At 69.7% G+C, this 21,198-nt stretch carries 26 protein-coding genes; 11 read left to right on the forward strand and 15 right to left on the reverse strand.

Annotated elements, in window-relative coordinates; genetic code table 11:
* Positions 1–116: 116 nt before the first annotated feature.
* Together BMZ38_RS13555 and tviB are read right to left on the reverse strand one after the other, a co-directional pair.
* Positions 117–1,178 (reverse strand): SDR family oxidoreductase, encoded by a 1,062-nt coding sequence (locus tag BMZ38_RS13555; RefSeq protein WP_091338685.1) that lies wholly within the window; start codon positions 1,176–1,178, stop codon positions 117–119.
* Positions 1,178–2,455 carry a Vi polysaccharide biosynthesis UDP-N-acetylglucosamine C-6 dehydrogenase TviB gene (tviB, locus tag BMZ38_RS13560; protein WP_091338687.1) on the reverse strand — a complete coding sequence of 426 codons (1,278 nt, stop codon included), beginning with the start codon at positions 2,453–2,455 and terminating at the stop codon, positions 1,178–1,180. Before tviB ends, BMZ38_RS13555 begins: the two co-directional genes overlap by 1 nt.
* Before the next feature lie 574 nt (positions 2,456–3,029).
* On the opposite strand from tviB, the gene BMZ38_RS13565 reads away from it, so the two are divergent.
* From BMZ38_RS13565 to BMZ38_RS13585, 5 genes are all read left to right on the forward strand, one after another.
* Positions 3,030–3,806, forward strand: coding sequence for a ferredoxin--NADP reductase (locus BMZ38_RS13565; RefSeq protein ID WP_091338690.1), 777 nt, complete (start codon positions 3,030–3,032; stop codon positions 3,804–3,806).
* Between the two features lie 92 nt (positions 3,807–3,898).
* A complete protein-coding gene (locus tag BMZ38_RS13570) occupies positions 3,899–5,038 on the forward strand; it encodes a DUF3182 family protein (protein WP_175483740.1) in 1,140 nt (379 codons plus the stop codon).
* Entirely contained in the window at positions 5,025–5,798 is a 774-nt protein-coding gene (locus BMZ38_RS13575) for an alpha/beta hydrolase family protein (protein WP_091338695.1), read from the forward strand. The genes BMZ38_RS13570 and BMZ38_RS13575 overlap by 14 nt, the downstream gene beginning before the upstream one ends.
* Positions 5,799–5,876: 78 nt before the next feature.
* A complete protein-coding gene (locus tag BMZ38_RS13580) occupies positions 5,877–6,356 on the forward strand; it encodes a DUF456 domain-containing protein (RefSeq protein ID WP_091338698.1) in 480 nt (159 codons plus the stop codon).
* Positions 6,357–6,425: 69 nt separating this feature from the next.
* The gene (locus BMZ38_RS13585) at positions 6,426–8,201 is read left to right on the forward strand and encodes a DUF885 domain-containing protein (protein ID WP_091338701.1); all 1,776 of its coding nucleotides are present in this window, start codon (positions 6,426–6,428) and stop codon (positions 8,199–8,201) included.
* Positions 8,202–8,798: 597 nt separating this feature from the next.
* Here the strand turns inward: BMZ38_RS13585 and trhA are convergent.
* Positions 8,799–9,464, reverse strand: coding sequence for a PAQR family membrane homeostasis protein TrhA (gene trhA / locus BMZ38_RS13590; protein ID WP_091338704.1), 666 nt, complete (start codon positions 9,462–9,464; stop codon positions 8,799–8,801).
* Between the two features lie 86 nt (positions 9,465–9,550).
* Positions 9,551–9,985, reverse strand: a complete 435-nt coding sequence (locus BMZ38_RS13595) for a hypothetical protein (RefSeq protein WP_091338967.1) — start codon at positions 9,983–9,985, stop codon at positions 9,551–9,553.
* A 175-nt stretch (positions 9,986–10,160) separates the two neighbouring features.
* Here BMZ38_RS13595 and BMZ38_RS13600 point away from each other — a divergent pair, with 175 nt between their 5' ends.
* The 3 genes from BMZ38_RS13600 to BMZ38_RS13610 all read left to right on the forward strand — a co-directional run bounded on the left by BMZ38_RS13600 (position 10,161) and on the right by BMZ38_RS13610 (position 12,923).
* Entirely contained in the window at positions 10,161–10,835 is a 675-nt protein-coding gene (locus BMZ38_RS13600) for an energy transducer TonB (RefSeq protein ID WP_091338707.1), read from the forward strand.
* 89 nt (positions 10,836–10,924) lie between these two features.
* Positions 10,925–11,494 carry a cupin domain-containing protein gene (locus BMZ38_RS13605; protein WP_091338710.1) on the forward strand — a complete coding sequence of 190 codons (570 nt, stop codon included), beginning with the start codon at positions 10,925–10,927 and terminating at the stop codon, positions 11,492–11,494.
* Between the two features lie 25 nt (positions 11,495–11,519).
* Positions 11,520–12,923, forward strand: coding sequence for an FAD/NAD(P)-binding protein (locus tag BMZ38_RS13610; RefSeq protein ID WP_091338714.1), 1,404 nt, complete (start codon positions 11,520–11,522; stop codon positions 12,921–12,923).
* A gap of 9 nt (positions 12,924–12,932) precedes the next feature.
* On the opposite strand, the gene BMZ38_RS13615 is transcribed toward BMZ38_RS13610, so the two are convergent.
* The gene (locus tag BMZ38_RS13615; RefSeq protein ID WP_091338718.1) at positions 12,933–13,301 is read right to left on the reverse strand and encodes a hypothetical protein; all 369 of its coding nucleotides are present in this window, start codon (positions 13,299–13,301) and stop codon (positions 12,933–12,935) included.
* Positions 13,302–13,392: 91 nt separating this feature from the next.
* Between BMZ38_RS13615 and pncA the strand changes: the two genes are divergently transcribed.
* Positions 13,393–14,007 carry a bifunctional nicotinamidase/pyrazinamidase gene (pncA, locus tag BMZ38_RS13620; protein WP_091338970.1) on the forward strand — a complete coding sequence of 205 codons (615 nt, stop codon included), beginning with the start codon at positions 13,393–13,395 and terminating at the stop codon, positions 14,005–14,007.
* Positions 14,008–14,206: 199 nt separating this feature from the next.
* Here pncA and BMZ38_RS13625 read toward each other — a convergent pair whose 3' ends face one another.
* From BMZ38_RS13625 to BMZ38_RS13655, 7 genes are all read right to left on the reverse strand, one after another.
* Positions 14,207–14,395 carry a CPXCG motif-containing cysteine-rich protein gene (locus BMZ38_RS13625; RefSeq protein WP_091338721.1) on the reverse strand — a complete coding sequence of 63 codons (189 nt, stop codon included), beginning with the start codon at positions 14,393–14,395 and terminating at the stop codon, positions 14,207–14,209.
* Positions 14,374–14,862 (reverse strand): PIN domain-containing protein, encoded by a 489-nt coding sequence (locus tag BMZ38_RS13630; protein WP_091338725.1) that lies wholly within the window; start codon positions 14,860–14,862, stop codon positions 14,374–14,376. The genes BMZ38_RS13625 and BMZ38_RS13630 overlap by 22 nt, the downstream gene beginning before the upstream one ends.
* Before the next feature lie 8 nt (positions 14,863–14,870).
* Positions 14,871–15,602 (reverse strand): HAD family hydrolase, encoded by a 732-nt coding sequence (locus tag BMZ38_RS13635; RefSeq protein ID WP_091338728.1) that lies wholly within the window; start codon positions 15,600–15,602, stop codon positions 14,871–14,873.
* A 58-nt stretch (positions 15,603–15,660) separates the two neighbouring features.
* Positions 15,661–15,816 (reverse strand): DUF3309 family protein, encoded by a 156-nt coding sequence (locus BMZ38_RS13640; protein WP_091338731.1) that lies wholly within the window; start codon positions 15,814–15,816, stop codon positions 15,661–15,663.
* Positions 15,817–16,146: 330 nt separating this feature from the next.
* Complete coding sequence (locus tag BMZ38_RS13645; protein WP_091338734.1) at positions 16,147–16,536, reverse strand: YciI family protein; 390 nt, start codon at positions 16,534–16,536, stop codon at positions 16,147–16,149.
* Between the two features lie 59 nt (positions 16,537–16,595).
* Positions 16,596–17,150, reverse strand: coding sequence for a hypothetical protein (locus tag BMZ38_RS13650; RefSeq protein ID WP_091338737.1), 555 nt, complete (start codon positions 17,148–17,150; stop codon positions 16,596–16,598).
* A gap of 121 nt (positions 17,151–17,271) precedes the next feature.
* Positions 17,272–17,463: a KGG domain-containing protein gene (locus tag BMZ38_RS13655; protein ID WP_091338739.1), complete on the reverse strand. Its 192-nt coding sequence runs from the start codon at positions 17,461–17,463 to the stop codon at positions 17,272–17,274.
* Between the two features lie 214 nt (positions 17,464–17,677).
* Here BMZ38_RS13655 and BMZ38_RS13660 point away from each other — a divergent pair, with 214 nt between their 5' ends.
* Entirely contained in the window at positions 17,678–18,835 is a 1,158-nt protein-coding gene (locus BMZ38_RS13660) for a TRCF domain-containing protein (protein ID WP_091338742.1), read from the forward strand.
* A gap of 106 nt (positions 18,836–18,941) precedes the next feature.
* Here the strand turns inward: BMZ38_RS13660 and BMZ38_RS13665 are convergent, their stop codons facing one another.
* Positions 18,942–19,559 (reverse strand): OmpA family protein, encoded by a 618-nt coding sequence (locus tag BMZ38_RS13665; protein ID WP_091338745.1) that lies wholly within the window; start codon positions 19,557–19,559, stop codon positions 18,942–18,944.
* Positions 19,560–19,789: 230 nt separating this feature from the next.
* The gene (locus tag BMZ38_RS13670; RefSeq protein ID WP_091338748.1) at positions 19,790–20,332 is read right to left on the reverse strand and encodes a hypothetical protein; all 543 of its coding nucleotides are present in this window, start codon (positions 20,330–20,332) and stop codon (positions 19,790–19,792) included.
* Between the two features lie 213 nt (positions 20,333–20,545).
* Here BMZ38_RS13670 and BMZ38_RS13675 point away from each other — a divergent pair, with 213 nt between their 5' ends.
* Positions 20,546–20,755 carry a hypothetical protein gene (locus tag BMZ38_RS13675; protein WP_091338751.1) on the forward strand — a complete coding sequence of 70 codons (210 nt, stop codon included), beginning with the start codon at positions 20,546–20,548 and terminating at the stop codon, positions 20,753–20,755.
* A 6-nt stretch (positions 20,756–20,761) separates the two neighbouring features.
* On the opposite strand, the gene BMZ38_RS13680 is transcribed toward BMZ38_RS13675, so the two are convergent.
* Complete coding sequence (locus tag BMZ38_RS13680) at positions 20,762–20,983, reverse strand: hypothetical protein (protein WP_091338756.1); 222 nt, start codon at positions 20,981–20,983, stop codon at positions 20,762–20,764.
* Positions 20,984–21,198: the final 215 nt, after the last annotated feature.

The raw sequence follows: 21,198 nt of genomic DNA on the forward strand, positions 1-21,198 counted from the left end.
CCACGCTGACTTCGCCAGCATGTGGCGGCGCCAGGCCCGAGGCCACCAGGGCACGCTGCGCCCGGTCGGCGAAGTTGTCCTGGCTGGCGGGCCGAATCATCCGGGAGCCCGGCCCGTCAGCCGGCGTGGCACGCCGCCTGCTGCGCGATGAACTGGAGATACCAGGGCATCGCCTCGCGCAGGCCCTCGGGCAAGGTATGGGTAGGCGCGTAGCCGAGGCGCGAGGCGGCGCGGCTGATGTCGGCCAGCGAATGGCGCACGTCCCCTGCGCGGAAGTCGCGATAGGCCGGCGGTTTCCCGTAGCGCACGCCTTCGGCCGCCAGCTGAGCCACCAGTGCCTCGAACAGGCGATTGAGGCTGGTGCGCTGGCTGACGGCGATGTTGTAGACGCGGTCGCGATGCTCCTCGGCGGCCATCGCCGCCAGCAGGTTGGCCTGCACTGCGTTGGCCACGTGGCAGAAGTCGCGCGTGGTCTCGCCATCGCCGTTGATGTGGACCTCCCCGTCGCGGATCATCGTGGCGATCCACTGCGGGATCACGGCCGCGTAGGCGCCCTGCGGGTCCTGCCGCCGCCCGAACACGTTGAAGTAGCGCAGGCCGATCGCCCTGAAGCCGTAGCAGCGCGCGAATACTTCGGCATAGAGCTCGTCGAACAGCTTGGTCGCCGCGTAGGGCGAGAGTGGCCGGCCGATCACGTCCTCGACCTTGGGCAGGCTCGGCTCGTCGCCGTAGGTGGAGCTGGAAGCGGCATAGGTGAAGCTGCCGACCCCGGCATCGCGCGCGGCCACCAGCATGTTGAGGAAACCGGTGGCGTTGGCGGCGTGGGTGGCCAGCGGGTTCTCGATCGAGCGCGGTACCGAACCCAGTGCGGCCTGGTGCAGCACGTGGCGCACGCCGGCGCAGGCGTCCTGGCAGTCCGCCAGTTCCCGGATGTCGGCCCGGATGAAGCGGAAACGCGACCATGCCTCGGCGCCGACCAGCCGTTCCACCTCGTCCAGGTTGCGCTGGTACCCGGTGGCGAAGTTGTCCAGCCCGACCACGCGCTGGCCGAGGCCCAGCAGCGCCTCGACCAGGTTCGAGCCGATGAAGCCCGCCGCCCCGGTGACCAGCCACGTCCCGGCCTCCTCCCGCACCCGCGCCTGCACCTGGCGCGGCAACAGCGCATCCAGCGTCGCCATCACAGCCTCCCGTCCACCGCCTCGCGCGGCAGCACGTACTTGACGTCGTAGACCACCGACGCCGGCTTGCCGAAGGCGCGCACGCCGTCGGCTCCCATCGCCACGAACTGCCGGTGCCCGACCGCAACCACGACCGCGTCGTAGCTTCCCTGTGCCGGTTGCTCGACCGGCACCAGGCCGTATTCGTGCCGGGCTTCGGCGGCGTTGACCCATGGGTCGTGCACGTCCACGTGGGCGTTGTAGCCGTGCAGGGCGTGCACGATGTCGACCACGCGCGTGTTGCGCAGGTCCGGGCAGTTTTCCTTGAAGGCAAGCCCGAGCAGCAGCACGCGGGCGTTCACTGGGTTGATGCCCTTGCGCACCATCAGCCGGATCACTTCGCTGGCGATGTAGGGACCCATGCCGTCGTTGGTGCGCCGGCCGGCCAGGATGACGTCCGGATGGTGGCCGACCTCCTGCGCCTTGTGGGTGAGGTAGTAGGGATCGACGCTGATGCAGTGGCCGCCGACCAGGCCCGGGCGAAATGGCAGGAAGTTCCATTTGGTCCCGGCCGCCTGCAGCACCTCGAGCGTGTCGATGCCGAGCTTGTTGAACAGGATCGCCAGGTCGTTGACCAGGGCGATGTTCAGGTCGCGCTGGGTGTTCTCGATCACCTTCGCCGCCTCGGCGACCTTGATGCAGCTGGCGCGATGGGTACCGGCGGTGATGACCGAGCCGTACAGCCGGTTGACGAAGTCGGCGACCTGCGGCGTCGAGCCGGAGGTGACCTTCAGGATGCTGGTGACGCGATGCTGCTTGTCGCCCGGATTGATGCGCTCGGGGCTGTAGCCGGCGAAGAAGTCGCGGTTGAAGGTCAGCCCCGAGCCCTGCTCCAGGATCGGCACGCAGACTTCCTCGGTGCATCCCGGATACACGGTGGACTCGTACACCACCACGTCGCCGGGCTTGAGCACCTGGCCCAGCGTCTGGCTGGCCCGCACCAGCGGCGTGAGATCGGGCCGCTTGGCCGAGTCGATCGGCGTCGGCACGGTGACGATGTAGACGTTGCAGGCGCGCAGGTCGTCCAGCCGGGTGCTGAAGCTCAGGCGCGTGGCCGCGGCCAGTTCGGCGGCGTCGACCTCGAGCGTGCTGTCGCGGCCGGCGCGAAGTTCGTCGATGCGTGCGGCATTGACGTCGAAGCCGAGCGTGGCGTAGCGCTTGCCGAATTCCACGGCCAGCGGCAATCCGACGTAACCGAGGCCGATGATGGCAATCCTGCTGTCTTCCAGGGTCTGCATGCGATACGTCCCTGACCGGATGGCGGCACCCGGCGGTCTGTTCGACATGCCGGGAAAAACAGGAAGCGGATGATGCGACGTGTCCGTCGACGATCTGCCGGAACACTTCGGCCTGATCGGGCACGCTGGACGGCTGGCACGCCAGCAGGTCAGGACCCCTGCTCCTGCTCGATCGCTGGCGCAGCCCGCATATACAGCCGCAGCGGACCTTTTTTCAAGCCCTCGGGCGAGGTACCCGGCCTCGCTGGACCGGGAGCAGGTGACGCACGCCAATCCGCTGGCCTTCGCCCCTTCGGGCGAGGACGGGTGGGGGCATCGCAGCGAAGCCGCCCCGCGCACGGCAGTGGTCGATCACCCGGCTGTCCGCAGCGGATGGACGATCGCGCCAGCGCACCCGGCGACGCCATGACGCGCAGCCAGCGAGCGGATCACGTATCCTGTGCAGTTGCCGCCGCATCCTCCACGGCGTCCGCCAGGCGCAGCCCATTCCGCCGCCCGCGCGTTTTTCCCACAACCCCGGCCCGCCCGCGCATGGCTGCCGCCGCGCGACGGCTTTCGACGAGACAACACAACCATGGTGGCATTGGCGACCGAGCACGTGATCGACGTGCGGCACTGGAACGACAGCCTTTTCAGCTTCCGCGCCACGCGCGACCCGGGCTTCCGCTTCGAGAGCGGGCAATTCGTGATGATTGGGCTGGAAGTGGACGGCCGGCCGCTGATGCGCGCGTACTCCATCGCCAGCGCCAGTTGGGAGGAACACCTGGAATTCTTCTCGATCAAGGTGCCCAACGGCCCGCTCACCTCGCGCCTGCAGCATCTCAGGCCCGGCGACCCGCTGGTGGTCAGCCGCAAGTCGACCGGCACGCTGGTACTGGACGATCTCAAGCCCGGCAGGAACCTCTACCTGCTCGGCACCGGCACCGGCCTGGCGCCGTTCATGAGCATCGTGCGCGATCCGGCGACGTACGAACGCTACGAGAAGATCGTGCTGGCACACGGCGTGCGCCACGTCAGCGACCTGGCCTACGCCGACTACATCGAAAACGAACTGCCGCGGCACGAGTACCTGGGCGAACTGGTCCGCGAAAAGCTCATCTACTACCCCACCGTCACCCGCGAGCCCTATCGCAACCGCGGACGCATCACCGATGCCATCGTCGATGGCGTGATGAGCCAGGCCACCGGCCTGCCGCCGCTCAGCCCCGCCACCGACCGCGTCATGCTGTGCGGCAGCCCGGCGATGCTGGAGGACCTGTGCGCGCTGCTGGACGGGCGCGGCTTCCAGGCCTCGCCGCGCACGCGCGAGCAGGGCGACTACGTCATCGAGCGGGCATTCGTCGAGAAGTAGGGTCGGCAGCCAAGCTTCAACAGCCTGTCCACACTTGCGCCACTAGCCTCCGCGGATCGGCGTCGACCCGACGGCGCCCGTTCGGAGACCCCGTGGCGTCCAGCATCCCGCCCCACCTGGCAGGCCACGCACGCGGCAGCGTGGTCCTTGGCGTGGGTCGCGATGCCGCGCATTCCGCCCATGAAGCAGCCGCGCACCAGGCGATCGCACAGCAGCTGGCCGAGCTGCTGGGCTACGAGTTCGCCGGCGCCTGGGTGCCGGGCCGGCCTTACCCGGGCCCGCTCTATTTCGTGCCGGGCGATGTGCTGATCGGACTCGATGCGGCCCGGTCCTGCGGCATCCGCGGTGCCGGCGACCTGTTCGGCGGCGTGGTGCCCGATCGCGTGACGGCCTCCAAGGCAATCACCCATCCGCTGGTCGATTCGCCCACGCGCGTGCCCGATGGCTGGTCGGACAGCTTCGCCGAGCGCGTGCGACCGGTGGTGCTGCCCGGCTACAGCGCGTTCGCGGCGGCCGATGCACGCCGCGCCGGGCGCGCGCTGCTCCACTCAGGCCCGGTGCGCATCAAGCCGGCGCAAGGCAACGCTGGCCGCGGCCAGCGTGTGGCCGCCGACATCAGCGCACTGGACGCCACCGTCGCCGGCTTCGACGAGGACGCGCTGGCCCTCGATGGCATCGTGCTGGAAACCGACCTGCTGGACCTGACCACCTGGAGCGTGGGCCAGGTGCGCGTGGGCTACCACACCATCGCCTATTACGGCACGCAGTGGCTGACCCGCGACAACGGTGGCGACGTCGCCTACGGCGGCTCGAGCCTGCGCGTGCACCGCGGTGGTTTCGACGCGCTGCTGCGCGAACCGCTGCCGCCACCCGTGCGCGAGGCGGCGGCGCAGGCGCAGCTCTACGACGAGGCCGCACGGCAGTGCTTCCCGCGCATGTTCGCCTCGCGCCGCAACTACGACGTGGTGCAGGGCAAGGACCATGCCGGCCGCCCGCACGCCGGCGTACTCGAATCCTCCTGGCGCATCGGCGGCGCCAGCGGCGCGGAAGCCACTGCCTTGCTGCGCTTCCGCGACGAACCCGGTCGCCGCTGGCTCAGCTTGCGCACCGAGGAGCGCTACGGCGCCGACGCCACGGTGCCGGCCGGCGCCACGGTGCTGTTCCACGGCGTCGACCCGGGCTGCGGCCCGCTGCTCAAGTACACCCTGGTGGAGGACGATGACCACACGTAGCGAAACGATCGACATCGCCGTCGACGGCGCCCGCCTGGCCGGCACCGTGCTGGCGCCCGGCTCGACCATCCCCGGCGTGTTGTTCGTGCACGGCTGGGGCGGTTGCCAGGAACGCGACCTGGGGCGCGCCCAGCAGATCGCCGCGCTGGGCTGCATCTGCCTGACCTTCGACATGCGCGGCCACGTGCGCACCGAGGCCCTGCGGCAGACCGTGACGCGCGAACAGAACCTCGCCGATGTCGTGGCAGCCTACGACCACCTGCGCATGCAGCCGCACGTGGATCCGGACTCGATCCTGGTGGTCGGCGCCAGCTACGGCGGCTACCTGGCCGCCATCCTGACCTCGCTGCGCCCGGTGAAGTGGCTCGCACTGCGCGTGCCGGCGCTGTATCGGGACGAAGACTGGAGCGAACCGAAGCGCTCGCTGCCGCGCAAGGATCTGGACGCCTACCGCAGCCGCGTACTCGATCCGGACGACAACCGCGCGTTGCGCGCGTGCCGAGATTTCCGCGGTGATGTGCTGGTGGTCGAATCGGGGCGCGACCACCTGGTGCCGCATCCGGCCATCGTCAGCTACCGCAACGCCTTCGAGCACACCCATTCGGTCACCTACCGCATCATCGACGAGGCCGACCATGCGTTGTCGAGCCCGGATGGGCAGCGCGCCTACACCTCGATGCTGCTGGGCTGGACCACCGAGATGGTGTTCGGCGCGCGCGCCGGCGGCGCACCTGGCCAGGCCACACTGCGCTCCGGCTAGAACGGATGCCGGCCGCTCCCGGCTTGCCCATGCGGGAAGGTGGCGTCACAGTGATCGTCCTTCCGTAGAGACGTCCCGATGGAAATCGCGCTCTACCTGCTCGCCGCGTTGCTCATCGTCGGTGGACTCGCCGGCACGGTGCTGCCGATCCTTCCGGGCATCCCGATGATCTTCGGCGGCATCTGGCTCGTCGCCGCGGTCGACGGCTACCGGCACCTGGGCGCCGGATGGCTGCTGGTGATCGGCGCGCTGGGGGCGCTCGGCGTGCTGGTCGATTTCGTCGCCGGGACGATGGGGGCCAAACGGGTCGGCGCCAGCCCACGTGCTTTGTGGGGTGCCACTCTCGGCACGCTGGTCGGCATGTTCCTGGGCATTCCCGGGCTGATCCTGGGGCCGTTCGCAGGCGCGCTGCTGGGCGAGCTCTCCGCCGGCACCAGCGTGCTGCGCTCGGCGCACGTCGGCGTCGGCACCTGGGTCGGGCTGCTTGCCGGCGCCCTGGTCAAACTGGTGCTCTCGTTCCTGATGGTTGGCCTGTTCGGCCTGGCCATGCTGCTGTAGACCTCCGGCACAGGCATAGTCCGATCGCGCCAGCGTACGCTGCGCCGGCCATCCAAGGAGCCAAACCCCATGCGCAAGACCCTCGCCCTCGCCCTGGCCGCCACGCTGGCCGCTGCCGGATCCCTGCACGCGCAGGCCGCCCCCGCCTCGTGGGTCCAGCGCAGCAACGCCGACGCCAAGGTGCTGCTGGACACCATCGCCCGCTTCAGCCCGGAGTTCGCCACCCAGGTCGGCCTGCCCGGATACGACACGAAGGTGTCCGACCTCAAGCCCGGTATCGACGCGCGCTCGCGCGCGGCGCTGGTGGATGCCAAGGGCAAGCTGGAGAAGCTGCTCGCCACGGAGAAGGACCCGAACGTGCGCGAAGACCTGCAGATCATGATCGAGGCCGCCGCCGAGCAGATCGAAGGCATCGACCTGAACCGCAAGTACCTGCTGCCGTACAACGACATCGGCTCGCTGGTCTTCAGTGGCGAGTTCGCGCTGCTCAAGGACGACGTCGATGCCAAGCGCCGGCCGGCCGCGCTCAAGCGCCTGCAGTGCTACGTCGGCAAGGCGCCCGGCTGCACGCCGGTCACGGACGAGGCGAAGGCGCTGATGGTGGCGCGGCTCGGCGACAAGTCGCTGCTGGGGCCCTACAAGGGCGAGGTCGAACAGAAGCTCGCCAACACGCCCCGCTACGTCGAGGGCATCCGCAAGCTGTTCGCCAAGTACAAGCTCGACACGCCCGAGGGCAAGGCCGCGCTGGACGCACTCGACAAGCAGCTGGCCGACTACGACGCCTGGGTGCGCAGCACCGTGCTGCCGCGCGCGCGCGCCGACTTCCGCCTGCCCGAGCCGCTGTACGCCTACAACCTCAAGCAGGTCGGCATCGACATTCCGCCCGAGCAGTTGATGAAACAGGCGGAGCTGGAGTTCATGGAACTGCGCGGCATGATGCAGACGATGGCACCGGTGGTGGCCAAGGCCGAGGGCTTCGACGCCACCGACTACCGCGACGTGCTCAAGGCGCTGAAGAAGCAGCAGCTCAGCCGCGACCAGGTCGAGCCCTGGTACCACGAGGTGCTCGGCCACATCGAGGACACCATCCGTGACAAGGGCATCGTCACGCTGCCCAGGCGCCAGATGCAGATGCGCGTCGCCTCCGAGGCCGAGGCCGCGCAGGTGCCCGCACCGCACATGGACCCGCCGCCGTTCCTCAACAACCACGGCGAGCGCGGCACCTTCGTGCTGACCATGGGCAACCCCGGCAACGGCAAGGACAACAGCCAGGCCTACGATGACTTCACCTTCAAGGCTGCCGCCTGGACACTGACCGCGCACGAGGGCCGTCCCGGCCACGAGCTGCAGTTCGCCGCGATGGTCGAGCGCGGCGTGTCGCTGGCGCGAAGCCTGTTCGCCTTCAACAGCGTGAACGTGGAAGGCTGGGCACTCTACGCCGAGTCGGAAATGCTCCCGTACGAGCCGCCGGCCGGCCAGTTCGCCGCGCTGCAGGCGCGCCTGATGCGCGCCGCCCGCGCCTACCTCGACCCGATGCTCAACCTGGGCCTGATCACCCGCGAGCGCGCACACGACGTGCTCGTCCACGACGTCGGCCTGTCCGAAGCCCTGGCTCGCGAGGAGCTTGACCGCTACACCTTCGACAGCCCCGGCCAGGCCACCGCCTACTTCTACGGCTATCTGCGCCTGCAGCAACTGCGGCTGCAGACCGAGCTGGCGCTCGGCGACAGGTTCGACCGCAAGGCCTTCAACGACTTCGTGATCGGCCAGGGCCTGCTGCCCCCGGCCCAGCTGGCCGAAGCGGTGCAGACGCAGTTCGTTCCGCAGCAGAAGCAGAAGAAGTAATCGCTTCGATTGCCCTCCCCTGCTTCGCAGGGGAGGGCAAAGCGCGCATAAGCCTGCTCCCTTTGCCCCAGCCCCCGAGCGCCGCGGGCGCTCGGAAGCTGGGGCAAGGTATGGCTTCCCTGGGGCGTGGCCGTCGCAGTGCGGGGCGAAGTTTCATGGTTGCGTGAAGTATCGGATTGGTAGGGCTGAAGCCCACCAACAGGTTCCGTCTTGCCGGAACGACGGCACGCAAAGAAAGAGTTGTTACCGCCGATGCGGTCAAGCGCACCGGCATGCCTCCCATACCGTAACTTTCGAGCGCCCGCGGTATAGCGGCTGCAGCTCCTCTAAGAGCAGGCGCTAACCCGGCAAGGCGAGGCGGTACCTAGCTCTTATCCCGCCCCGGGCTGAGCCAGGCCATTTCTTTGGTTACTTTCTTTTGGCCAGCAAAGAAAGTGACCCGAGCGCCGGCAGGCGCTAGGAAGCCCGCCGCAGGCGAGCCAAATCGCGGAAGCGCCCCCCAAGAACGACAAGCAAAACGCACCCCCAACAGGCTTCCCCGCGAGCCCGGCCCCTCACCCCAACCCTCTCCCCGCAGGGCAGAGGGAGCAAAGCGGCTCAATCGGGGATGACGTAGAGCAGCACCGCCGGGTAGTGCAGCACGCTGCCGGCCAGCACGAAACCGTGCCACACCGCGTGGTGGAACGGCAGCCGCCGGCACAGGTAGAACGGCACCCCCAGCGTGTAGGTCGCCCCACCCGCGATCAGCAGCGCCAGGCCACCCGGCGCCAAGTGCGTGCGCAGCGGCTCGAATGCCACCAGCGCCACCCATCCCATCGCCACGTAAATCGACACCGCCAGCGCCCGCGTGCGGATCCGCCGCAGCAGCCCCAGCTCCAGCGCGCTGCCGGCCAGCGCCAGTGCCCAGATCGTGCCGAACAGGCCCCAGCCCCATGCGCCCGGCAACACGATCAGCGTGAACGGCGTATAGGTTCCGGCGATCAACAGGAAGATCGCGATGTGGTCCAGCGTGCGCAGCACCCGCCGCGGCAATTCGCCGGGAATGGCGTGGTAGAGGGTGGAGGCGGTGTAGAGCAGGATCAGTGTGCTGCCGAACACCGCGCAGGCCACCACCGCCCGTGCATCGCCGCGCAGCGCGGCGAACGCCACCAGCGTCGCCAGCCCGCCAATGCTGAGCAGGATGCCGACGCCGTGGATCAGCGTGCTGGCCAGCTCGTCGCCGAAACGGTAGCGCGGCGGACGAACGGCGGAGCGCGCGGGCATGGCAAGTTCCGGGGAAGGACCGAAGCGGCACCTTACCATGCCCGCGCGCACTGTTTTGCAATGGACGTCTAAACGTCCCTTTGAAGCTACTGCTCGATGATGAACGCGCCGAACGCCACGCCCAGGTTCCAGCCCTCGCCCTTGCCGCTCAGCGCCAGGCCCACGTTGCCCTTGGTCAGCGCCTGCGCGCCGGCCGACTTCACCGCGCCAGCATGCGCCTCGGCGCTGGCGTAGTGGCCTAGCACCTCGTGGATGTCGTAGACGCCGGTGAACTTGCCGATGCCGTTGTCGATGCGCGTCTTGCCGAAGGTCAACCCACCGCCCTTGGCGCGCAGCTTCACGTGCATGCTCTGGCCGTTGCTGCAGCGGACCGTGCCGCTGCCCTTGGCGGTCTTGTAGAACACCGACCAGCCCGACAGCGAGAAGGTCATCTTGCAAGAGATCTCACCCGCGTGCGCCGCAGCCGGCGCCATGGCCAGCGCGCCCGCCAGCAACGCCGCGGCACCCCATTGTTTCCACATCGTCATGACTGCCTCCCGGCGGCCCCGCGGCCGCGCCGGCCGATTGTGCGGCAAGAGCCCTGCCGCGGGAATGCTTGCGCACCGAAGAGCGGCAGGCCTAGGCTGGGGCCGCGCCGGCACGATCCCCTCTGCCCTTGCAGCGTGCCTGCGCCACGCCAAGCTCAGGAGGATCGCCATGTCGTCCGCAACCCTGGCTTCACCCCGCACGCACGCCCACCCCGACCCCGTCCGCATCAGCGCGCTGAGCGCGGCCCTGGCCATCAACCTCACCGTGTTCATCGCCGCCACCCGGCCGCTGCCGCCGCCGGCCTTGCTCCTGGCCATGCCGGACCTGGGCGTGCGCCTGATCGAGGAGCCCAAACCCAGGCCGCTGCCGCCGCCTCCGCCTCCGCCTCCAATCGACGTCAGGCCACTGACCCGGCCCACGCATCTGCCGACCATCGCGCCGCCCGTGGCGACCGCGCCGCCGGCAACCGACGAAGGGCGCGTCGCCGCGCCGACGATCCACCTGCCCACGAGCGCGCCATCGGACACGGACGCAGCGCCGCCGGCGACGCTGCCCGGGCCGCCGGTCGAAGCCAGCCTGGCCTACCGCAGCGCACCGCTGGCGTTCCCACCGCAGGCGGTCCGCCAGCACATGCATGGCACGGTGCTGTTGCGCGTACTGGTGGATGAAGGAGGCAAGCCGGTGCAGGCGGTCGTCGAGCAAAGCAGCGGCTACAAGCTGCTCGATCGCAGTGCGCAAGAGCAGGTGCTCGCGCGCTGGCGCTTCCAGCCGGCCAGCGTGGGCGGCCGCACGGTACGCGCCTGGGCACGGATACCGGTGAGTTTCGAGCTGCGCCAGCTGTGAAAAGCCTATCAAGATCACCCACTTGGGGGTAACTGCGACTTAACGGCGCCCATGCTCCACTGGGCGCCGTTTTCCGCACGGTCCCGCGCATGGCAAACCACAGGCAAAGCTTGAAGGCGCTGCGCCACATCGCGCTGGCGCACTGCCGAGGGGAACACCCCGACCTGGCCACCCTCGCCCGCGAACTGGGCAGCGCCGTGCGCTGCCACCCCGACGGCCTGGATGCGCTGGCCGCCCGCGTCCGCACCACCCATGGCCCGCGCATCCGCCCGCTGCGCACCGGCACCGCGCAACTGCAGCTGTGGCTGATTGCCTGGCCGGTCAACCACACCTCCGTATTGCATGACCACGGCGCGCGCTGGGGCCTGGAAATTCCCCTCCACGGCGCGCTGGAGATCGAGGCCTGGCGCCGCCAGGCGGATGGTGGTGAGCCGCTGGCACATGGGCGCCACTGGCTCGGCCCAGGCGACGCGCTGTGGTTCGACGCCGACCAGTCGCGCCTGCACCGATGCCGCAACCTGTCCGGACGCGAGGCGGCGCTGAGCCTGCACGTATTCGGCGAGGCGCCCGGCGCGGGTCTGCCCTACGCCCCCTCACCTTCCACCCGGCAGCGGATGCCCCCATCGCGGTCGGCCATCGCCGGACCGCTGCCGGGCTGACAGCCCAGCGCTCCGGAGAGCCGCCATGTTCCGACGGGTCGCCATCATCGGCGGCGGCGCTGCCGCCGTCGCCCTGCTCAGCGAGCTGGTCGAGCGCGCCAATGCGCCGCTGCACCTGGACTGGTACACCGGTGGTGCGGCGCATCCCGGCCGCGGTATCGCCTACGGCACCGAATCGCCGCGCCATCTGCTCAACGTACGTGCGGCCACCATGGGCATGTTCTCGCCCCGGCCCCGCGGGTTCCTGGATTTCGCCCAGCGTGCCGATCCGCAGGCCGCAGGCACCGACTTCCTGCCGCGCCGCCTGTACGGCGACTACCTCGAGGACGAAGCCGCGCATGCGCTGGCACAATCGCGCAGCCGCGGCGTCGATGTGCGCGTGGTTCCGTTCGCGGCCGATGCGCTGGTGCCCGAGACCGAGGGCGTCACCGTGGTCCAGGGCGAGCGCGCCAGCCGTGCCGACGCAGCGGTGCTGGCCATCGGCGCCCTGCCGGTACGGCCGCTGGCGGGCGTCGACGGAGAGCTGCTCGACGAAGGCCGCTATGTGATCGATCCCTGGTCGCTGCTGCGCCGTGCCGCGCCCGATTCGACGCCGCGCGACGTGGCGTTGATCGGCCTGGGCCTCACCGCCGTCGACGTGCTGCTGGAGTTGGCCGATCGCTGGCCCGCCGCGCGTTTCACCGCCGTTTCCCGCCATGGTCGCCTGCCGGCGACGCACCTGCCGGTATCGACCGTGCCGGATGACGATGGCGGTGCACTGGTCGATGCCATGCACGACGCGCCGGAAGTGCGTCGCTGGCTGCGCCTGTTGCGCGAAGCGATCGCCGCCAGCGAGGACTGGCGCGTGGTGGTCGACAGCCTGCGCCCCTCCACCGCCGATCTCTGGGACGTTCTGCCCGCGCCGCAACGCGCCCGCTTCCTGAGGCACGCACGCTGGGCATGGGAGCGCGCGCGCCATCGCATGCCGCCGCAGGTCGGACAGCAGGTGCAGGCGCTCGAAGCTTCGGGACGCCTGCAAAGGGTGTGCGGCCGCGTCACCGGGGCGCGCCAGGCGCAGGGACGCGTGCAACTGGACATGTGCCACGCCGGCATCGGCACGTCGCTGTCGACAGACCTGGCCATCCAGACCGTCGGCCTGGATACGGACGTGCGCAACACGGCCCATCCGCTGATGCGCCAGCTGGTCACCAACGGCCACGTCACCCCCGATCCGTTCGGCCTCGGCTGCCAGGCCACTTTGGATGGTCGCCTGTGCCGCGACGGTGCGCCCTGGCCGCGCCTGTTCGGCATCGGCAGCCTGCTGCGCGGTGCGCGCTGGGAATCGGTCGCGATGCCGGAGATCCGCCTGCAGGCACGCATGCTGGCCGGACGGCTGCTGCAAGCCGAGGCCGTGCCCGCCCGCCGCAGGATGGCCCCGCAGGCCGGTTGAACGAGCGCCTTACCGACGCCGCGCGGCCCACTCGCTGGCCAGCCAGGCGGCGCCGATGCCGACCGCCACGCCCGCCAGTTCGCACAATACGCGCGTGCCCAGGCCATCGGGGTCATGCACTTCGGCAAGCTTCGCGCGCAGCAGCTGCAACGACTGCAGCCGGGCGTAGTTGAAATAGAACAGATCCGAGAGGTCGCCGCTGGCGGCCAGAGCGGCGCCCAGCACATAAGACCAGGCCATCTGCGCGCCGTGGCTCCAGGCCTCGCGCGTGCGCCAGCGGAACAGCAGGAACAGCAGCGCGCCGGCGACGGCTGCGATCAGGCCGGCCTGCAGGCCGCCGATCCAGCCGTAGCCCATCCAGGATTGGTCGTAATGCATCGATGTCCGCCGTGGTTGAGACGGCATTATGCCGTCGGCGGACGCGTCGCCGCTCGCGGGCAACGCCTGCCCGCGCGACTACACTGTCCCGATGAACGGACAACCGCACGACACCGCCCTCATCCTCGTCGACGTGCAGCCGGACTTCATGCCCGGTGGCCCACTGGCCTGCCACGAGGGCGACGCGATCGTGCCGGGTATCGACGCGCTGCTGCGCGCACGGCGCTACCGCCACGTGGTCGCCACGCAGGACTGGCACCCGCGCGGCCACGTCTCCTTCGCCGCCAACCACCCGGGGAAGGCGCCGTTCGCGCAGATCACCCTGCATGGCCAGCCACAGACGCTATGGCCGGTGCACTGCGTGGCCGGGACGCCCGGCGCCGCGCTGCACGCGGCGATCGACTGGTCGCCGCTGGACCTGGTCGTGCGCAAGGGCACGGATGCTGCGGTCGACTCCTACAGTGCCTTCCGCGAGAACCACGGCCCGGATGGCGCGCGGCCACCGACCGGCCTGGCCGGATGGCTGCGCGAGCGCGGCGTGGCCGAAGTGCACGTATGCGGCCTGGCACGCGACGTGTGCGTGCTGTGGACAGTGCAGGACGCGCTGGCGCTGGGCTTTCGCGCACGGATGCTGTGGGAGCTGACGCGGCCGGTGACGCCCGAGACCGACGAGGCCACCCGGGCCGCGCTGAGCGGTTGCGTGTGAGCTTTCAGGGCGGACTGGCTCCCTCTCCGCTGCGGGGTGAGGGCTGGGGTGAGGGACCACGCTGGCCACATACCTGCCCGCTTGGCGAGGCCTTTTTTGAAGGCCCCACCCTACCCGATCGACACCCCCGCGAGCTCCGCCCTCACCTGTCTCTCCGCGGAAGGGGGAGGGTTCAAGAGAGCGCGCCATGACCAGAACGTCAGGCCTCGTTCTCGCCCGATACCGTCGCCCGCGGTTCGCCTTCCTCATCCACGCTGACGTGCACGCCGATGGGCCGGCAGCACACCGGACAGTCCTCGATGTAGGCCTGCTCGCCGGCCGAGGCGTCGAGCAACAGTTCGATCGGCTCGCCGCAATAGGGGCAGGTCACGTCAGCGGGTATGAGCATGGATCCTCTCGCCTGGATTCGGCGCCCGTATTCCACGCGCTCGACCATTGCTCCGGCGTGAGGATCGCAAAGCCGGCGTCCCGCAGCGTGCGCCGACCGAGCCTGAGCAGCGCGTTGTCTCGGCTGAGCAGCCAGCGCGCGCCGGCTTCGGCGGCCACGACCAGGAACTTCTGGTCATCGCGGTCGGCGCAGCGCGGCAACGGCGCCGCACGCCCGGTGGCCGCAGGCAGCAGGCGTACCTTCGCATCGAACGCCAGCACGGCACGCTCGCGCGCCGACGGTTCCAGCGCCAGCTGGGGGTAGGTCAATACGGCTTGCCATTCGTCGCGGCACGGCCTCGCGCTAACCGCTTCGACGGCGCCTCGTCGCAACGCTTCGGCCAGGCCCGCGCACCGCGGATCGTCGAACACGAACAGGTCCAGGCAGACGTTGGTGTCCAGCACCATGCGTGGCGGCAAGGCCACCATTGACCGGCTCAGGAGGCCGCCAGCGACGCGGCCGCCCGTTCGGCGAGCCGCGCCACCGCAGCGGGAATGCCCTGCGCATCGTCCACCGTGACGAAGCGTTCCTCCCCGCCGCTCAGGCCGGTCTCCAGTTCGTGCGCCCAGGTTACGTGGTAGGGCATGTGCACGCCCCAGCCGCCGAGCGCCAGCACCGGCTCGATGTCCGAGCGCAACGAGTTGCCGACCATCGCGAACTGCGCGGGCGCCAGGTCGAATTCGCCCAGCACGCGCCGGTAGGTGGCCTGGTTCTTTTCCGAGACGATCTCGATGCGCCCGAACAGGTCGGCCAGGCCCGACTGCGCGACCTTCTTCTCCTGGTGCGCCAGGTCGCCCTTGGTGACCAGTACGATCGCATGGCGGGCGGCCACCGCCTCGATCGCTGCGCGGATGTGGGGCAGCAGTTCCACCGGATGCTCGAGCACGGCCTTGCCCAGTTCGACGATGCGATGGATGTCGCGCGCGCCGATACGGGCGTCGGTCATGGCAACGGCGGTTTCCACCATCGACAGCGTCATGCCCTTGGCGCCGTAGCCGAACAGCTTCAGGTTGCGCCGTTCGGTGGCGAGCATGCCTTCCTGCACCTCGCGGTCGGTGACGTCGAGGTAGCGGCCAAGGATGTCGCGGAAGGCGGCGCCGGCCGCCTGGTAGTAGCCCTCGCTGTGCCAGAGGGTGTCGTCGCCGTCGAAGCCGATCAGTTCCAGCATGGGTGCGTGCCGTGGTGGGAGCTGCCCATTCTCCCACGCACGGCCCGCACGCTGGACGTCAGTGGAAGACGCCCAGCAGCCAAAGCACGATCACGATCACGATGATCAGACCCAGGCCGCCGCTCGGCCCGTAGCCCCAGGAGCGCGAATAGCCCCAGGTCGGCATTCCGAGCAGCGCGAGGATGACCAGGATGACCAGGATGGTAATCAGCATGTGCGACTCCTTGCGGCCATTGAGGTGATTGCCATCGTGCGCGCGGCACCCGTCTAGGGGGTGTGAGCCAAGCGAGCGCGGCGCGTGCAGGCGCTGGCCCGGCGCGCCCACCGGTAGGGCGAAGGTTGGGGATCGGTGAAGCAGGCGCCAACAGGGGATGATCGGCTGCGGCTTCGGCAAGGCGACCGCGTCCGAAAAGGTGAGACGCGCACCGCCTAACGTGCGCTGGCCGCATGCGGTCCCTCCGCCGCCGGCACACCGATCGACTTGGCAGTGGTTCGGTTCTTCAGGCCGCGCCCCGTGCAGGGCGCGGCCTTTTTTTGATACAGGTCAGACGGCGGCTCTTTCGGCGCCCACGCGTCGGCGCACCGAGTCCATGTCACGCACCGGACGCACCTCGATCGCGCCGATCCGTGCCCACGGGAACTCCTGCGCAATGCGCAGCGCATGGTCCAGGTCGTCGGCCTCGATCAGGTTGAAACCGGCCAGGTATTCCTTGGTCTCGGCGAACGGCCCATCGAACACGGTGGTGCGCTGCTGGCGCGTGCGGAACGAGCGTGCCGTGGCAGGCGGTTCCAGTTGCTGCGAGTCGAGCACGCAACCGGTGGCATGCAGTTCGTCGGCGTGTGCGAGGCAGCCGCGCATCAGCGTGTCGAACTCGCCCTCGGGCAGCGCCTGCAGGAGGGCGTCTTCGACGTACACCATCATCAGGAATTTCATCGGCGGTTCCGGGAACTGGGGTCGGTCGATTATGGCCGGCCCCGGGCACCGGTGCAGCTTCAGGGCAGGCGCGCCACCACCTGCTTGCCCAGCGCCAGCACCGCCGGACGCAGCGAGGCCGGGTCGCGGTCCTCCACGCTCAGGTTGATCTGGCCCTGGTAGGAACCGACCCGCAGCTTCAGTCCGACCGTGCCCTCGGTCTCGGCGAGGAAGGCCTCGTCACCCAGCCCCGGAACCGGCGTGACGGCGATGCCGCGGCCGGCAAAATCCTGGCGATGCGCAGCCAGTGCCTGCTGCGCCTGGTCGGCGGAGGACATGCGGGTGAAATCGATCAGCAGCTTGGTGCGGTAGTCGCCCGGTTCCGGCACGTGCAGGTACGAGCACATGCCGCCGACGCTCGGCTTCTGCTCGGTGACGGTATCGGCGCCGTTCGCCTGCAAGGTGGACGCGACGTCCGCCACTGGCATCAGCCGGCACAGATCGAGCGGCTGGTCGGCAGGTGATGCCTGCGCTGCTGCCTGCGCGCTGGCAGTCGCCCCGTCCGCCGGGGCGTGCGACGAACAACCGGCCAACAGCAGGCCGCCCAGCACCAGCGCCACGTGGATACGCTTCATCGGATGCTCCTCCCTCTCCTCCCAGGCCGCACGCTGCGGCCGGGCGATCATACGGGCGGGCACCGGACAGGCGAAAGGCGGCCGAATGGCCGCCTTTCGCGTTCGCTAGGGACTGTTGGGGTCAGTCGTTCTTGTGGCTCTGCTGGCCAGCCTTGACATGCTGCTCGTGGGTGCCGCCGCTGCTCTGCTTGCCGGCGCGCACGTGCTCTTCGTGCGTGGCGTGATCGCCGCCACCGGCCTTGCCGCCCTTGCTGGCGATCTCACGCTGCTTGTCTTCATCCATCGATGCAAAACCGCGCTTGTCGTTGCTCATGGAGTTCTCCTGTTGAGTGGGAAAAGTCCGCCCAGCTGGCGAACGCTTTCCACCCTAGCGGCGAGCCCATAAAGAACCCCTTAGCTCTCGGTCAACGGGCTCCTCTACAGCGTTGCGTTCACGTTGGACGCGCGGCGGCAGCCGCGTAAGCACCACTCCCTCTCTCCCCACCCGATACCGGTGGTCCACGGGCCGTCGCACACCATTGCAAGCGATGCCCAGGACGATTCCCCCGCCGCCGCTGCCGCGCTCCGCCGAGCCGCCGAGCGACTGGCCCCTGCCGCATGGCAGTGCGTTGTCGCTGTGGGTGGCAGTGGCGGCGCAGCCGCACGCGGCGCCGGTGGTGCCGGTCGTGGCCGATCAGGCCTGTGCCCTGGAGGACGAGCTCGCGTTCTTCGCGAACGGCGTGCCGGTGCTGCACTTAACCGATGGGGAAACGCTGCCCCACGACCGGTTCAACCCGCACCCGCGCATCGTGTCGCAACGCATCGCCACGCTGCAGCGCCTGCCTGCGCTGCAGCGCGGCGTGCTGGTGGTGCCGGTGACCGCGCTGATGCAGCGGATCGCGCCGCCTGCCCATCTTGCCAGCGGCCTGTGCGTGGCCACCGGCGACACGCTGGCGCCGGCCGACGGCCGACGCCGGCTGGAGATGGCCGGCTACGTCGCCGACCCGGAGGCGCTGACCGAAGAGGCGCGCCTGCGGCTGGAGGCGTTCGCGGCGGAGGAAGAACTCGGCGCCGGCTTTGCCCTGGCCACGCACGACCTGGAAATCCGCGGTGCCGGCGAACTGCTCGGCGAGGAACAGTCCGGGCAGATTCAGGCCATCGGCTTCGGCCTGTACGCGCGCCTGCTGGAGCGCACCGTGCGCGCGCTCGAGGCCGACGAGGAGCCTGACCTCGGGCTGGGCGACGATGACCATCCAGTCGAGTTGCACCTGCCCGCGCTGATCCCCGACGACTACGTGCCGGACGTGGCCGCACGCCTGTCGTTGTACAAGCGCATCGCCAGCGCCGACGACGAGGATGGATTGCGCGCGCTGGAAGTGGAGCTGGTCGACCGCTTCGGCCTGCTGCCCGGGCTCACGGCGCAGTTGTTCACGCTGGCGCGGCTGCGCCTGATGGCGCGCTCGCTCGGCATCGCGCGACTGGAACTGCATCGCGAAGGGGGCGTGCTTGACCTCGGCCACGGCGCGATGGTGGACAAGGCCGTGCTCGAACGGCTGCTGCAGGGCCAGCCGGAGGTCTACGCGTGCGCGGGCGACACGCGTGTGGCGATCACGCTCGACCTGCCCGAGCCGCAGGACGTCGTGCGTGCGGCGGAGCAACTGCTCGTGCGCCTGGGTGCACGACGCCCGCAGGTCGATCTCAGGTAGGCCGCTCCAGCCCACCGCGTGGTGCACGCGGCGCGGTGAAGAAAAGGCCCGGACAGGCCCCTGGCCGACCCAAGCCCTCCCACGAGGGGGAGGGCTTGCTCCTGGCTCAGCCCGCGGCAGTGCTGCTGGATGCGGCCGGCTCGCCGCTCGACTGGCCGGCGAAATCCACCACCAGCGTCACGCGACGGTTGGGCTCGCCCTGGTCGCGCGTCTTGCCGCGTTCGACCTGGCGATTGGTCGCCTCGCCGTAGCTCACCGCACGCAGGTGCTCGGCGGACAGCCCGTTCTGCACCAGGTAGTCGCGCACCGCGGCGGCACGGCGTTCGCCCAGGCGGCGGTTGTAGCTGGCCGAGCCAGCCGGGTCGGCGAAGCCTTCGACCGTGACCACCGCATCGGGATAGTGCTGGCTGATCACCTTGGCGAAGTCATCCAGCAGCGGCTTGTCCTGGTCGCGCAGGGTGGCGTCGTTGAAGGCGAAGTGCGCAGCGGTGTCGAGCCGCACGCGGCCGGCCATCTGCGAGATCTGCGCGTCGTACTTGGCGAAGCGCTGCTGCATTTCCTGGGTCAACGAATCCAGTTGCTGCTGCTGCTTCTGGTCGTTGGCGCGCAACTCGGCGATCGCGGAATCGAAGTCGGCCTTCTTGACGTAGCTCGTGCAGCCGCCCAGCGCCATCGTGGCCACGATCAGCGACCCCGCTGTCCATCGGAATGTCGAATTGATCATGTGCGCCTATCTCCTCGCTAGCGAGCGCTTGGCGGGTGCCTGCCCCTAGGACGGCCACCAGCCGTTTGGCCCAGAGCCTGGGACCGTAGCACCGCTGGGCGGCGCCTACCTTGACGTTGCCTGACTCGCATGGCCGGCGCGCGCCACGGAATGTCGGCCGCAGGGTTTCGGTTCATGGATGTCGATGGCGCATCACGACTCCCTCTCTGGAAGAAGAGGAAGCGCATGCGTCAGATCTGTTGGTCGCGCTGCGCATCGTTGCCGCTCTGGCCGCCCTGGACCACGACCTCGTCCGGCTCCTGGCCGGGCATGCGCGCCGGTGCCATGCGTGCGCTTCTGCCGGGCGAGCCGGCTGTGCCGCCGCGGTTGGGCGAGTCGGCGCCGGTGGTGCGGTCGGCCGGCTCGCGCGGCTGGCCGTGGACGCGTGGATCCTGCTGCGCACCCAGGTCGGCCGCCGCACCGGGATGGCGTGATGCCGGCACGCCGGTGCTGTCGCTGGGTAGGTGTTCGCCGTCGTCGCCGCTGAAACCCTGCTCGACACTACCCTTGCGCGCCGGGCCGCCTTCGTCGAGCGACATGCCGGGCGGGTCGACGCGCGGCAGCCCGCCGGGCACACCGGCCGCCGCATCGAACTGCTCGTGCGCGGCCTGCGCCACCTGGTGGCTGATGCCACCCTGGCTCTGCGTATTGGAGCCGGCGGTCTTGCCGCCGGCGTCGGGTGCCATCGGGCCCCCGATCGGCTCGCGTTCGCGCTCGTTGCGTTCGTTGCCCATGGCCGCTTTTCCTGTTTTCTGATCGTGCGCCCAGTGTGCCGTGGGCGCTGTAAGGGCAGCGTCACGGGGCGCTCGGCGGGCTCATCGCCACGGCCGTAGCCTGGGGATTACGGGCAGCTAACATGGTTCGGTGCACATTCAGCGCCTGAGGCAGCGAACCGCGTGCCGCCACGGTTTTTCGTTGCCGACGGTCAGCCCGGCCAGGATGCGCATATGTCGACCCACGTCCAGCTCCACCACCCCTCCCTGTGGCCCGCGACCAAGTGGCGCCAGCTTGCGCTCCGGCTCGGCCGTCAACTGGGCCTGATTGCCGAGGAGGCGCCGATCCTGCCGCCGACGCGCCGCCAGCAGCTGCTTGCGGCGCAGGACCAGCGGCGCGCCGAACAACGCCGCGCGATGGAAGTGGCGCGCAGCCGCCACTGATTGCTCCTAGGCATCGCACACCCAGTAATAGAAATCCTGCGCGATCACCTTTTCGCCCGCCCCTTGCACATACCCGTACCGCGCCTGCTCGCCGCGCGCGACGATCTGCCGGGCGAAGGCATCGGCCAGGCGCCGGGTCGGATCCCGCCCGACCAAGAACGCCCGGAAGCCGTCGTAACGCAGACGCTCGGTCTTGGCGTTGGCCTGGATCACATGGTCGGCATCCACCTCGTCGACTCCCGCGCGAAAGACTCGCCGGTGCGGGCCCTGGCCCCACCGTTCCGGCCACCCTACGGCCACGGCGGTGAAGTTCCCGCGCGCGCCGGGTCGTCGCCTTCTCGATCAGGCTGACCCGCGCCAACGCGCCGAACGAAACCTACACGTTCCTTTGCCCGGTCCGGTCACACGCTCGGACATGCCTGCGCACGGTCCGCGCAAGTGGT

Origin of the sequence: Frateuria terrea (assembly GCF_900115705.1) — a bacterium.
GTDB lineage: Bacteria > Pseudomonadota > Gammaproteobacteria > Xanthomonadales > Rhodanobacteraceae > Frateuria_A > Frateuria_A terrea.

Coding starts and splice junctions, on each gene's coding strand:
- BMZ38_RS13555 (WP_091338685.1), bottom strand. CDS start 1,178: ATGGCGACGCTGGATGCGCTGTTGCCGCGCCAGGTGCAGGCGCGGGTG.
- tviB (WP_091338687.1), bottom strand. CDS start 2,455: ATGCAGACCCTGGAAGACAGCAGGATTGCCATCATCGGCCTCGGTTAC.
- BMZ38_RS13565 (WP_091338690.1), top strand. CDS start 3,030: ATGGTGGCATTGGCGACCGAGCACGTGATCGACGTGCGGCACTGGAAC.
- BMZ38_RS13575 (WP_091338695.1), top strand. CDS start 5,025: ATGACCACACGTAGCGAAACGATCGACATCGCCGTCGACGGCGCCCGC.
- BMZ38_RS13580 (WP_091338698.1), top strand. CDS start 5,877: ATGGAAATCGCGCTCTACCTGCTCGCCGCGTTGCTCATCGTCGGTGGA.
- BMZ38_RS13585 (WP_091338701.1), top strand. CDS start 6,426: ATGCGCAAGACCCTCGCCCTCGCCCTGGCCGCCACGCTGGCCGCTGCC.
- trhA (WP_091338704.1), bottom strand. CDS start 9,464: ATGCCCGCGCGCTCCGCCGTTCGTCCGCCGCGCTACCGTTTCGGCGAC.
- BMZ38_RS13595 (WP_091338967.1), bottom strand. CDS start 9,985: ATGTGGAAACAATGGGGTGCCGCGGCGTTGCTGGCGGGCGCGCTGGCC.
- BMZ38_RS13600 (WP_091338707.1), top strand. CDS start 10,161: ATGTCGTCCGCAACCCTGGCTTCACCCCGCACGCACGCCCACCCCGAC.
- BMZ38_RS13605 (WP_091338710.1), top strand. CDS start 10,925: ATGGCAAACCACAGGCAAAGCTTGAAGGCGCTGCGCCACATCGCGCTG.
- BMZ38_RS13610 (WP_091338714.1), top strand. CDS start 11,520: ATGTTCCGACGGGTCGCCATCATCGGCGGCGGCGCTGCCGCCGTCGCC.
- BMZ38_RS13615 (WP_091338718.1), bottom strand. CDS start 13,301: ATGCATTACGACCAATCCTGGATGGGCTACGGCTGGATCGGCGGCCTG.
- pncA (WP_091338970.1), top strand. CDS start 13,393: ATGAACGGACAACCGCACGACACCGCCCTCATCCTCGTCGACGTGCAG.
- BMZ38_RS13625 (WP_091338721.1), bottom strand. CDS start 14,395: ATGCTCATACCCGCTGACGTGACCTGCCCCTATTGCGGCGAGCCGATC.
- BMZ38_RS13630 (WP_091338725.1), bottom strand. CDS start 14,862: ATGGTGGCCTTGCCGCCACGCATGGTGCTGGACACCAACGTCTGCCTG.
- BMZ38_RS13635 (WP_091338728.1), bottom strand. CDS start 15,602: ATGCTGGAACTGATCGGCTTCGACGGCGACGACACCCTCTGGCACAGC.
- BMZ38_RS13640 (WP_091338731.1), bottom strand. CDS start 15,816: ATGCTGATTACCATCCTGGTCATCCTGGTCATCCTCGCGCTGCTCGGA.
- BMZ38_RS13645 (WP_091338734.1), bottom strand. CDS start 16,536: ATGAAATTCCTGATGATGGTGTACGTCGAAGACGCCCTCCTGCAGGCG.
- BMZ38_RS13650 (WP_091338737.1), bottom strand. CDS start 17,150: ATGAAGCGTATCCACGTGGCGCTGGTGCTGGGCGGCCTGCTGTTGGCC.
- BMZ38_RS13655 (WP_091338739.1), bottom strand. CDS start 17,463: ATGAGCAACGACAAGCGCGGTTTTGCATCGATGGATGAAGACAAGCAG.
- BMZ38_RS13660 (WP_091338742.1), top strand. CDS start 17,678: ATGCCCAGGACGATTCCCCCGCCGCCGCTGCCGCGCTCCGCCGAGCCG.
- BMZ38_RS13665 (WP_091338745.1), bottom strand. CDS start 19,559: ATGATCAATTCGACATTCCGATGGACAGCGGGGTCGCTGATCGTGGCC.
- BMZ38_RS13670 (WP_091338748.1), bottom strand. CDS start 20,332: ATGGGCAACGAACGCAACGAGCGCGAACGCGAGCCGATCGGGGGCCCG.
- BMZ38_RS13675 (WP_091338751.1), top strand. CDS start 20,546: ATGTCGACCCACGTCCAGCTCCACCACCCCTCCCTGTGGCCCGCGACC.